The 10,505-nt window shown below is 70.2% G+C and carries 12 protein-coding genes; 7 read left to right on the forward strand and 5 right to left on the reverse strand.

Annotated elements, in window-relative coordinates; all coding sequences use genetic code 11:
- The first annotated feature begins 14 nt into the window (after nt 1–14).
- Entirely contained in the window at nt 15–761 is a 747-nt protein-coding gene (gene recO, locus ACZ4SW_RS05570; RefSeq protein ID WP_468238302.1) for a DNA repair protein RecO, read from the forward strand.
- Nucleotides 762–839: 78 nt separating this feature from the next.
- Nucleotides 840–1,676: an isoprenyl transferase gene (locus tag ACZ4SW_RS05575; RefSeq protein ID WP_468238303.1), complete on the forward strand. Its 837-nt coding sequence runs from the start codon at nt 840–842 to the stop codon at nt 1,674–1,676.
- A gap of 90 nt (nt 1,677–1,766) precedes the next feature.
- Here the strand turns inward: ACZ4SW_RS05575 and ACZ4SW_RS05580 are convergent, their stop codons facing one another.
- From ACZ4SW_RS05580 to ACZ4SW_RS05595, 4 genes are all read right to left on the reverse strand, one after another.
- Complete coding sequence (locus ACZ4SW_RS05580; protein WP_468238305.1) at nt 1,767–2,198, reverse strand: Fur family transcriptional regulator; 432 nt, start codon at nt 2,196–2,198, stop codon at nt 1,767–1,769.
- A 61-nt stretch (nt 2,199–2,259) separates the two neighbouring features.
- Nucleotides 2,260–3,162: a metal ABC transporter permease gene (locus tag ACZ4SW_RS05585; RefSeq protein WP_468238308.1), complete on the reverse strand. Its 903-nt coding sequence runs from the start codon at nt 3,160–3,162 to the stop codon at nt 2,260–2,262.
- Entirely contained in the window at nt 3,162–3,929 is a 768-nt protein-coding gene (locus ACZ4SW_RS05590) for a metal ABC transporter ATP-binding protein (RefSeq protein ID WP_468238310.1), read from the reverse strand. The genes ACZ4SW_RS05585 and ACZ4SW_RS05590 overlap by 1 nt, the downstream gene beginning before the upstream one ends.
- Before the next feature lie 17 nt (nt 3,930–3,946).
- Nucleotides 3,947–4,906, reverse strand: a complete 960-nt coding sequence (locus ACZ4SW_RS05595) for a metal ABC transporter substrate-binding protein (protein ID WP_468238313.1) — start codon at nt 4,904–4,906, stop codon at nt 3,947–3,949.
- 161 nt (nt 4,907–5,067) lie between these two features.
- Here ACZ4SW_RS05595 and ACZ4SW_RS05600 point away from each other — a divergent pair, with 161 nt between their 5' ends.
- Together ACZ4SW_RS05600 and ACZ4SW_RS05605 are read left to right on the forward strand one after the other, a co-directional pair.
- Nucleotides 5,068–6,450, forward strand: coding sequence for a glycine--tRNA ligase (locus ACZ4SW_RS05600; RefSeq protein WP_468238315.1), 1,383 nt, complete (start codon nt 5,068–5,070; stop codon nt 6,448–6,450).
- A 92-nt stretch (nt 6,451–6,542) separates the two neighbouring features.
- Nucleotides 6,543–6,689: a hypothetical protein gene (locus ACZ4SW_RS05605; RefSeq protein ID WP_468238318.1), complete on the forward strand. Its 147-nt coding sequence runs from the start codon at nt 6,543–6,545 to the stop codon at nt 6,687–6,689.
- Nucleotides 6,690–6,982: 293 nt separating this feature from the next.
- On the opposite strand, the gene ACZ4SW_RS05610 is transcribed toward ACZ4SW_RS05605, so the two are convergent.
- Nucleotides 6,983–7,441, reverse strand: a complete 459-nt coding sequence (locus tag ACZ4SW_RS05610) for a VOC family protein (protein WP_468238320.1) — start codon at nt 7,439–7,441, stop codon at nt 6,983–6,985.
- Between the two features lie 601 nt (nt 7,442–8,042).
- Here ACZ4SW_RS05610 and ACZ4SW_RS05615 point away from each other — a divergent pair.
- From ACZ4SW_RS05615 to ACZ4SW_RS05625, 3 genes are all read left to right on the forward strand, one after another.
- The gene (locus tag ACZ4SW_RS05615; protein ID WP_468238323.1) at nt 8,043–8,780 is read left to right on the forward strand and encodes a chitinase; all 738 of its coding nucleotides are present in this window, start codon (nt 8,043–8,045) and stop codon (nt 8,778–8,780) included.
- Between the two features lie 46 nt (nt 8,781–8,826).
- Nucleotides 8,827–9,636, forward strand: a complete 810-nt coding sequence (locus ACZ4SW_RS05620; protein ID WP_468238325.1) for a thaumatin family protein — start codon at nt 8,827–8,829, stop codon at nt 9,634–9,636.
- 223 nt (nt 9,637–9,859) lie between these two features.
- Complete coding sequence (locus ACZ4SW_RS05625; RefSeq protein ID WP_468238327.1) at nt 9,860–10,300, forward strand: septal ring lytic transglycosylase RlpA family protein; 441 nt, start codon at nt 9,860–9,862, stop codon at nt 10,298–10,300.
- Nucleotides 10,301–10,505: the final 205 nt, after the last annotated feature.

Below are 10,505 nucleotides of genomic sequence, written 5' to 3' on the forward strand. Positions count from 1 at the left end.
CGAGAATGGACCCCATGAGTCTGTTCCGCGACGACGGCATCGTGCTGCGCACCCAGAAGCTGGGTGAGGCGGACCGGATCATCACGCTGCTCACGCGGGGTCACGGACGGGTACGCGCCGTGGCCCGCGGGGTACGCCGGACGAAGTCCAAGTTCGGGGCCAGACTGGAGCCGTTCTCCCACGTCGACGTGCAGTTCTTCGCCCGCGGGAGCGAGCTGGTCGGACGGGGGCTGCCGCTGTGCACGCAGAGCGAGACCATCGCGCCGTACGGCGGCGGGATCGTCACCGACTACGCGCGGTACACGGCGGGTACCGCCATGCTGGAGACCGCCGAGCGGTTCACCGACCACGAGGGGGAGCCGGCCGTCCAGCAGTACCTGTTGCTGGTGGGGGGCCTGAGAACGCTCGCCCGTGGTGAGCACGCGCCGCACCTCGTCCTGGACGCCTTCCTGCTGCGCTCCCTCGCCGTCAACGGCTACGCGCCCAGCTTCACCGACTGCGCGAAGTGCGGCATGCCCGGGCCGAACCGCTTCTTCTCGGTCGCCTCGGGCGGTTCCGTGTGCGCCGACTGCCGGGTGCCCGGCAGCGTGGTCCCCTCGCCGCAGGCCCTGGAACTGCTCGGCGCGCTGCTGACGGGGGACTGGGAGACCGCGGACGCGTGCGAGGCGCGGTACGTCCGGGAGGGCAGCGGGCTGGTGTCGGCGTATCTGCACTGGCATCTGGAGCGGGGGCTGCGCTCGCTCCGGTACGTGGAACAGTAGAGCGCGTCACGGCGTCATAGCCGTTACAGCGACAGAGCGACAGAGCGATACAGCGAAGAACCGAGGAGCGAGAAGCACATGGCCGTACGCGGGTTTCTGGGCCGCCAGCGCCGGGAGTACAGGACGCCGGAGCCGCACCCGTCCGGCGCGCGGCCGCCGAAGCTCCCCGGGGAGCTGGTCCCGAACCACGTGGCGATCGTCATGGACGGGAACGGGCGGTGGGCCAAGGAGCGCGGCCTGCCGCGCACCGAGGGGCACAAGGTCGGTGCCGAGCGGGTGCTGGACGTGCTGCAGGGCGCGATCGAGATGGGCGTGGGAAGCATCTCCCTCTACGCCTTCTCCACCGAGAACTGGAAGCGGTCCCCGGAGGAGGTCCGCTTCCTGATGAACTTCAACCGCGACTTCATCCGCAAGACCCGCGACCAGCTCGACGAACTCGGTGTGCGGGTGCGCTGGGTGGGCCGCATGCCCAGGCTGTGGAAGTCCGTCGCCAAGGAGCTCCAGATCGCCCAGGAGCAGACCAAGGGCAACGACCGGCTCACGCTGTACTTCTGCATGAACTACGGCGGCCGTGCCGAGATCGCGGACGCGGTGCAGGCCATCGCGGAGGAGGTCAAGGCGGGCCGGCTCGACCCGTCGAAGATCACCGAGAAGACGGTCGAGAAGCACCTGTACTACCCGGACATGCCGGACGTGGACCTGTTCCTGCGCCCGAGCGGCGAGCAGCGCACCTCCAACTACCTGCTCTGGCAGAGCGCCTACGCGGAGATGGTCTTCCAGGACGTGCTGTGGCCGGACTTCGACCGGCGCGACCTGTGGCGGGCGTGCGTGGAGTTCGCCTCCCGCGATCGCCGCTTCGGCGGCGCCATCCCGAACGAGGAGCTGCTGGCCATGGAAGGCCGTGCGGACACCTGACAGCCGAGGCGGGATCCCGCGCCCCGAGGGGGCGCGGGGAACTGCGCGATCAGCCCACGACCACCCGCGGTCCGAAGCCGTCAAGCACCCCTACGGCGCTTGCGGACCCGTCCGACCCGCGGAGCAGTCCGCGCACGTGCCGAAGATCTCCACCGTGTGCGCGACGTTGACGAAGCCGTGCTCTGCCGCGATGGCGTCCGCCCACTTCTCCACCGCGGGCCCCTCCACCTCCACCGCCTTGCCGCAGACCCGGCAGACCAGGTGGTGGTGGTGTTCGCCGGTCGAGCAGCGGCGGTAGACGGACTCGCCGTCGGAGGTGCGCAGGACGTCCACCTCGCCGGCGTCGGCCAGGGACTGCAAGGTGCGGTAGACCGTCGTCAGGCCCACGGAGTCGCCCTTGTGCTTGAGCATGTCGTGGAGCTCCTGAGCGCTGCGGAACTCGTCGACCTCGTCGAGGGCCGCCGCGACGGCGGCACGCTGCCGGGTGGCGCGGCCCTTCACGGGCGGTCCTGCGGTGGTCACCGGTAGCCTCCTAAACGTCTGCGCCCTGCCGGGCCATTGTGCCAGCCCGGCCTGGGCGCGGTCAGACTCCGACCTCGTCGGCGGCCCCCCGCGTGGTCGGAATCGCGCACTCCACGGGGTCTCCGGAGGGCTGCGCGGCGGCGAGCGCCCGCGCGCGTCGCCGGGCCAGCGGAGTGGCGAGGGCGGTCAGTGCGATGAACGCCGCGATGGTCAGCAGCACGATCGTCGCGCCGGGCGGCACGTCCTGGTAGTACGACGTGACCGTGCCCCCGAGGGTGACGGTCACCCCGATGGCGACCGCGATCGCGAAGGTCGCCGCGAAGCTGCGGCCGAGCTGCTGCGCCGCCGCGACCGGCACCACCATGAGGGCCGACACCAGCAGCAGGCCGACCACGCGCATCGCGACCGTCACCGTCACGGCCGCCGTCACCGCCGTCAGCAGGTTCAGGGCGCGCACCGGCAGGCCCGTCACCCGGGCGAACTCCTCGTCCTGGCTGACCGCGAAGAGCTGGCGGCGCAGGCCGAGGGTGACCACGACGACGAAGGCCGCGAGCAGGCAGATCGCCACCACGTCCGACGGGGAGACGGTGGACAGGGAGCCGAACAGGTACGAGGTCAGGTTGGCGTTGGAGCCGCCCGGCGCGAGGTTGATGAACATCACGCCGCCGGCCATACCGCCGTAGAAGAGCATCGCGAGGGCGATGTCGCCGCGCGTCTTCCCGTACCAGCGGATCAGCTCCATGAGGACCGAGCCGAGGACGGAGACGGCCGTGGCCATCCACACCGGGGAGGTGGAGAGGAGGAAGCCCAGGCCGACGCCGGTCATCGCCACGTGGCCGATGCCGTCGCCCATCAGGGCCTGGCGGCGCTGCACGAGGTAGATGCCGACGGCGGGGGCCGTGATGCCGACCAGGACGGCGGCGAGCAGGGCCCGCTGCATGAAGGCGTAGTTCAGGAAGTCCATCAGCTCACCAGTCCCGTGCGGATCGGTTCGGTGCTCGTGGCGTCGTGCGGATGTACGTGGTCGTGGCCGGGCAGGGCGTGCTGGCCGACGGCCTTGGGGGGCGGGCCGTCGTGGAGCACGCAGCCGTCGCGCAGGACGATCGCCCGGTCGATCAGGGGCTCCAGCGGGCCCAGTTCGTGCAGCACCAGCAGGACGGTGGCGCCGGAGGCCACCTGGTCCTCGAGCGTCCGGGCGAGCACCTCCTGGCTCGCCAGGTCGACGCCCGCCATCGGCTCGTCCATGATCAGCAGTTCGGGCTCGGAGGCGAGCGCCCGGGCGATCAGCACACGCTGGTGCTGGCCGCCGGACAGGGCGCCCACGGAGTCCCTGGCCCGGTCCGCCAGGCCGACGAGGTCCAGGGCGTGGCGTACGGCCTCGTGGTCGGCCTTGCGCAGGATGCCGAAGCGGGCCCGGGACAGACGGCCCGCGGCGACCACCTCGGTCACCGTGGCGGGCACGCCGCCCGCGGCGGTGGTGCGCTGCGGCACGTACCCGACGCGCCGCCAGTCGCGGAAGGCGCGCCGCGGGGTGCCGAAGAGCGCGATCTCCCCGGCGCTCACCGGCACCTGGCCGATGATGCTGCGCACGGCGGTCGACTTGCCGGAGCCGTTCGCCCCGAGCAGCGCGACGACCTCACCGCGGTGCACGGCGAGGTCGATGCCGCGCAGGACGGGGCGCGAGCCGAGGTCGGCGCGTACGCCGCGCATCGATATGACGGGCTCTGCCATGACGTCCTCCGTGACGATCACTTGGTCCCCAGGGCCGTCTGCAGGGCCTTGAGGTTGGATTCCATGACCTGGAAGTAGTCGCGGCCGCGGGACTTGGGCGTGATGCCCTCGATCGGGTCGAGGACGTCCGTCTTCAGGTTCGCGTCCTGGGCGATGGTCTTCGCGGTCTTGTCGCTGACGAGCGTCTCGTAGAAGACCGTGGAGACGCCGTCGTCCTTGGCGATCTTCTCCAGGGCGCGGACGCGGGCGGCGCTGGGTTCTGAGTCCGGGTCCAGGCCGTTGATGGCCTCCTCGGTGAGGCCGTAACGCTCGGCGAGGTAGCCGAAGGCGGCGTGCGTGGTGATGAAGACCTTGGTCTTCGTGTTCCTCAGGCCGTCCGCGTACCGGGTGTTGAGGTCGTCGAGCTTCTTGACCAGCGCGTCGGTGTTCTTCTTGTACGTGTCCGCGTGCTTCGGGTCCGCCTTCTCGAACGCGGCGCCGACGCCCTCGGCGACCTGGGCGTAGCGCACCGGGTCGAGCCAGACGTGGGGGTCCTTGCCGCCGGACTCCTCGCCCTGGTGGGTGTCGTGGGCGGCCGCGTGCCCGCCGACCTCGTTGCCGTGCTGCTCCATGGAGGTCAGGGAGGCGGCGTCGATCTTCGTCCTGATCCCGGACTGGGCCACCGCGTCGTCGACGGAGGGCTGCAGGCCCTTGAGGTAGACGACCGCGTCGGACTCCTGGAGCTGCGCGGTCTGCTTGGCGCTGATCTCCAGGTCGTGCGGTTCCTGGCCGGGCTGGGTGAGACTGGTGACGTGGACGTAGGACCCGCCGATCTGCTCGGCGAGGAAGGCCATCGGATAGAACGACGCCACGACGTCGAACTTGCCGCTGTCGCCCGCCGCGGCGCTGGAGGAGGAGCAGGCGGAGAGGGCTCCGAGCCCGAGGGCGGTGGCCGCCGCGACCGCGGTCCCGGGTATGAGGCGTCGTCGTACGTTCATGACAGTCATTTTCATCAAACATGGAAACCGTTGTCAACAAGCTCCGGTGTGGGCCTGTGGACGGCACCGATTTGATTGAGGGGGAGCCACCGCCGGTACCCTGAAGCATTCGCTTTGAAGCGTCTCGCTTCGTCGCCCGTCGTCGTAATGAAGAGAGCACCGTGGCCGCCGACAAGATCGACACCATCGTCAGCCTGAGCAAGCGCCGTGGCTTCGTATTCCCCTGCAGCGAGATCTACGGCGGTCAGCGCGCCGCCTGGGACTACGGACCGCTGGGTGTCGAGCTCAAGGAGAACATCAAGCGCCAGTGGTGGCGCTACATGGTGACGTCGCGCGAGGACGTCGTCGGTATCGACTCGTCGGTGATCCTGGCGACCGAGGTCTGGGTGGCCTCCGGCCACGTCGCCACCTTCACCGACCCGCTCACCGAGTGCACCTCCTGTCACAAGCGCTTCCGCGCCGACCACCTGGAAGAGGCGTACGAGGCCAAGCACGGCCGCCTCCCGGAGAACGGCCTCGCGGACATCAACTGCCCCAACTGCGGCAACAAGGGCCAGTTCACCGAGCCGAAGCAGTTCTCGGGCCTGCTCTCCACCCACCTCGGCCCGACGCAGGACAGCGGCTCGATCGCGTACCTGCGCCCCGAGACGGCGCAGGGCATCTTCACCAACTTCCTCCAGGTCCAGCAGACCTCGCGCCGCAAGCCGCCGTTCGGCATCGCGCAGATGGGCAAGTCGTTCCGCAACGAGATCACGCCGGGCAACTTCATCTTCCGCACCCGCGAGTTCGAGCAGATGGAGATGGAGTTCTTCGTCAAGCCGGGCGAGGACGAGAAGTGGCACGAGTACTGGATGCAGGAGCGCTGGAACTGGTACACGGGTCTCGGCCTGCGTGAGGAGAACATGCGCTGGTACGAGCACCCGAAGGAGAAGCTCTCCCACTACTCCAAGCGCACCGCCGACATCGAGTACCGCTTCCAGTTCGGCGGCTCGGAGTGGGGCGAGCTCGAGGGCGTCGCGAACCGCACCGACTACGACCTCGGCGCCCACTCCAAGGCCTCCGGCCAGGACCTCTCCTACTTCGACCAGGAGGCCGGCGAGCGCTGGACGCCGTACGTCATCGAGCCCGCGGCGGGCGTCGGGCGCACCATGCTGGCGTTCCTGCTCGACGCGTACGTCGAGGACGAGGCGCCGAACGCCAAGGGCAAGATGGAGAAGCGCACCGTGCTGCGCCTCGACCACCGTCTGGCTCCGGTGAAGGTCGCGGTGCTGCCGCTGTCCCGCAACCCGGAGCTGTCGCCGAAGGCGAAGGGGCTCGCGCAGGCGCTGCGCAAGCACTGGAACATCGAGTTCGACGACGCGGGCGCGATCGGCCGCCGTTACCGCCGCCAGGACGAGATCGGTACGCCGTACTGCGTGACGGTGGACTTCGACACGCTCGACGACAACGCGGTGACGGTGCGCGAGCGTGACTCGATGAAGCAGGAGCGGGTGTCCCTCGACCAGATCGAGGGGTACCTGGCCGGGCGGCTCCTGGGCTGCTAGGCGCTTCGCGCGGGACCACGGAACGCCGGGCGGGCTGGAAGGATCCAGCCCGCCCGGCGTCGTCGTGCCGGCCCGGCCGGTGGGGTCAGCCGGTGGTGCCGCCGAGAACGATGCTGCCGTCGGCCCGCCCGACCAGGGGGCTGTGGGCGCTGTCCTGGGACGTGAAGATCGAGAAGTTCGCCTCCCAGTCGCCGTCGCGCGGCTCGGAGGTGGCGTCCTCGACGAAGCGCAGCCGGTAGGTGTGCGCGTCACCCGTGGCCAGGCCGGCCGGGATGGCGGGCAGCGTCCAAAGGGACTTGGATTCCCGCCTGGCGGCATGGACCTAACGCTATTGTGATGGCGTGATTGCGGAGCGTGTGTAAGGGAGGCGACAGTTCGGGCACCGCGCCCGTCTGGCGCTGACGCCTGCGCAGGCCCGACTTATCGACGGCCTGCAAGCCCGAGGCCCACACGTACCCCCCATCCAGGGCTCTCGGCGCCTAGCGATGCACGGCACCAGACGATGCGACCTGGACGGACGCTCACAGGACCCCTAGGCCACGCAGAACTCGTTGCCCTCCGGATCCCGCATGACCCACCAGTGTCCGGCCGGGCCCTTGTCCACCTCCTCGACGCGGGTCGCGCCCAGGGACTCCAGGAGCGCGACCGTCGCGTCGCGGGCGTCCGGGCCGACGTGGATGTCGAGGTGGAGGCGGTTCTTGACGGACTTCGGCTCGGGGACGTCCTGGAAGAGGATGCGGCGGCCCCGGCCGATGCCCGTCTCCTTGTCGTACGGGTCGTCCGGGTGCCGGACGGCGGCGAAACCCCGGAAGATCCGCCTGCCGTCGTGTTCCGCGACCGCCGCCTCCGGAAGCCGGCCCGCCGTCAGCAGGCTGTTGATCAGTGCGCTGTTGTCCTCCACCTCGTATCCCAGCGCCGCCGCCCAGAAGTCGGCGAGGGCGGGGGCGTCACGGGTGTCGACGACCAGTTTCCAGTCCAGAGCTGCTGTCATGGCACCACTTGTACGGGTTGCACGGAGTCGAGGTCCAGGGGCCGGGCCGATGCGCCCGGACTCCTGCTGCGGCCCCGGAGCGGGGCCGAATGCCGTTTCGACGCGGGCGCGTTGAGCCTGGAGTCGCCGCCCACCGGCGGGCCTGGGGCCTTCCGCGCGGTACGACGGTCCGGCCCCGGCAGTGGCGCGCGCCTGCTGTCCGACGCTGCGGCGCGCCGCGCGGGCGTGACGTTCTTCACGGGGCGGAAGGCATGATCCGGTCGACGATCGACCGTCCACACCTCCGGTGATCCACGCGCGGCCGGACCTCGCGGCCCACCCATGCGGAACCGAGTCCGCCGCTTGACCGGCGTCAACAGGTCTTCGTGGCCTGGGGAGTTGGGCCGCCCGTGGTGGAACCCCAGGATGTCCGGAAAGACGCGACACCTGGTCCGGACCATTGACAGGTTCCTGTCGGGATGGCTGTCATAGGGAGCCGTCAGATCCTGTGAGCGCTCTCAGGAGTCCCGTGAGGCATCGACTGTCATGCACCCAACAGTGGGGCTGACAACGTTGCCGAAGCCTCACGTGAGCCACCCCCCGTCCCTCAGGAGAGACAGCCATGCGCATTCGACGTGCCCTCGTGGCCGCTGCCGCGGCGGCGGCAGCCGTCTCGGCGCTCGTCCTGCCCACCTCGGCCGCCGCGTCCCCGGCCGGCGCGCCGGCGCGGGCGGACGCGGCCGACTTCGCCGTGACCCGGGCCCAGTTCCAGCAGATGTTCCCGAACAAGAACGCCTTCTACACCTACGACGCGCTGGTCGGCGCGACCGGCGCCTACCCCGCCTTCGCGCACACCGGCAACGACCGGGACAGGAAGCTGGAGGCGGCGGCCTTCCTGGCGAACGTCAGCCACGAGACCGGCGGCCTGCGATACATCAAGGAGCAGAACACCGCCAACTGGCCGACGTACTGCGACACGACGCGCCCCTACGGCTGCCCGGCCGGGCAGGCGGCGTACTACGGGCGCGGCCCGCTCCAGCTCAGCTGGAACTTCAACTACAAGGCGGCGGGCGACGCGCTGGGGATCGACCTGCTGCACAAGCCGGACCTGGTGGCGACGGACGGCCAGGTCTCCTGGAAGACCGCCCTGTGGTACTGGAACACCCAGACCGGTCCCGGCACCATGACGCCCCATCAGGCGATGGTCTCCGGCGCCGGGTTCGGCGAGACCATCCGCAGCATCAACGGCGCCGTCGAGTGCAACGGCCGCAACCCCGCCGAGATGCAGGACCGGATCAACCTCTACCGGCAGTTCGCGCAGATCCTCGGCGTGACCCCGGGCGACAAGGTGACCTGCTGAAACCCGCCCCCCTACCGCTCTTCATGACTCGTCCTACGGAGGAGTTGTGCGCAGAATCCTGACCACTCTGGCCGCCGCGGCCGCCGCCCTGCTGGTGGTCCTGGCACCGCACCGGACACCCGTACAGACCCACACGAAGGCGCCTTCGGACGCCGTCGCCCACCGGGTGGTGCCCGCCGTCGAGGCCGCCACCAACCACACCGTCACCTTCGTCAACCACACCGGACGCCGGATCTGGATCGGCAGCACCGTCAACGCCGACGGCTCCAAGCCGCTGACCGGACTGCCGGTCCTGGATCCCGGCCAGTCGGCGACCGTCACGATCCCCGAGACGGCGGCGCCGGACCACTGGCGCGGGAAGTTCTTCGCCCGCATGGGATGCGGCGGGACCGACGGCAGCACCTTCCACTGCCAACTCGGCGACTGCGGCGTGTACGCCCAGAAGTGCGACCCGAACAGGACCGAACAGCCCGTCAGCCTCGCCGAGTTCAACTTCGACAGCGCCGACGGCCTCGCCCCCTGGTACGACGTCAGCTACGTCAACGCCTTCTCCGTGCCGATCACCATCACCCCGGTGAACGTGACGGGAAGCGGCGGCGGCTGCGCCACCCAGGGCTGCTCCCAGAACCTGCTGCCGAAGTGCCCCGCCGCCGATCTGACCCGGTGGGCGGACGGCACGCCCATGCTCTGCACCAACCCGAACCGCGATGCAAAGACCGCCTACAGCGACATGATCGCGACCAACTGCCCGCGGGCCTACGGCTGGTCGAAGCAGGACCAGGAGCCCGGCAACCAGGTGATGCAGCAGTGCAGCCGGTGCAACGGCTTCACCGTCGAGTTCCACAAGGGAGCCTGAGCATGCCGTCGGACGCGCTGCGCGGAAGAAGCGCCGTCGCCGGGCTGCTCCCGCTTCGGGCCGGGCTCGCCGCGGGCGGCCGGGCGAGGGCGGCGGGCTGAGCCCCGGTCCGCCTCTCCTTCCTCCCTTCCGTTCCTCCTCCCTTCCTCCCTTCCTCCCTTCCTCCCTTCCGTCCTTCCGTCCGTCATCCATGCGACGACGTCCGAGAGAGGCAAGAAAAGCGATGAGTCGTGCAATACCCTTCGTTCGCTCCGCCGTCGGGGCCACTGCGCTCGGTGCGCTCCTGGTGATGGCGCCCACCGCCACCGCCGCGCCTGCCGAGGGCGCCGTGCGGGCGGCCGCCGACCAGTGCTGGGCGACGCACTACGGCCCCATCCCGGCCGGCGCGCTGACCGCCAGCGGCGAGGTCTTCGACAACAACGCGGACACCGCCGCCACCTCCCTGACCCGCAACCCGCAACTCCCCTTCGGGACCAGGGTGCGCGTCACGAACGTGGCGAACGGCAGGTCCCTGGTCGTCCGCATCAACGACCGCGGCACCTTCCAGCAGACGCCCCAGGAACCCAAGTGCCTGGACCTGACGGACGGAGCCTTCAGCCGGCTCGGGGGCGTCCTCGATCCCGACCAGGGGCACATCGTCGTCACCCAGCAGGTGCTCAACTGATGCCTCGTGAGACGGCCGAGGCCGCCGTCGGCATCGGCGACCTCTGACCGTCGTCAGTGGGCTTCGCCCTCCCGGCCGGCCTGCCGCCCGGTGCGGCCACGGGGGGCCCGTTGGCGTGACCGGTCGGGGGGGGCCCCGAAGGGCACAAACCCCCCCCCACTATGACCGAAAAGCCCAAAACCAAGGGGAGACGCGCGGGGGCGTC

It is taken from the genome of Streptomyces sp. NPDC028331 (assembly GCF_055565775.1).

Coding starts and splice junctions, on each gene's coding strand:
- ACZ4SW_RS05595 (WP_468238313.1), bottom strand. CDS start 4,906: ATGAACGTACGACGACGCCTCATACCCGGGACCGCGGTCGCGGCGGCC.
- ACZ4SW_RS05590 (WP_468238310.1), bottom strand. CDS start 3,929: ATGGCAGAGCCCGTCATATCGATGCGCGGCGTACGCGCCGACCTCGGC.
- ACZ4SW_RS05610 (WP_468238320.1), bottom strand. CDS start 7,441: ATGACAGCAGCTCTGGACTGGAAACTGGTCGTCGACACCCGTGACGCC.
- ACZ4SW_RS05585 (WP_468238308.1), bottom strand. CDS start 3,162: ATGGACTTCCTGAACTACGCCTTCATGCAGCGGGCCCTGCTCGCCGCC.
- ACZ4SW_RS05575 (WP_468238303.1), top strand. CDS start 840: ATGGCCGTACGCGGGTTTCTGGGCCGCCAGCGCCGGGAGTACAGGACG.
- recO (WP_468238302.1), top strand. CDS start 15: ATGAGTCTGTTCCGCGACGACGGCATCGTGCTGCGCACCCAGAAGCTG.
- ACZ4SW_RS05625 (WP_468238327.1), top strand. CDS start 9,860: ATGAGTCGTGCAATACCCTTCGTTCGCTCCGCCGTCGGGGCCACTGCG.
- ACZ4SW_RS05615 (WP_468238323.1), top strand. CDS start 8,043: ATGCGCATTCGACGTGCCCTCGTGGCCGCTGCCGCGGCGGCGGCAGCC.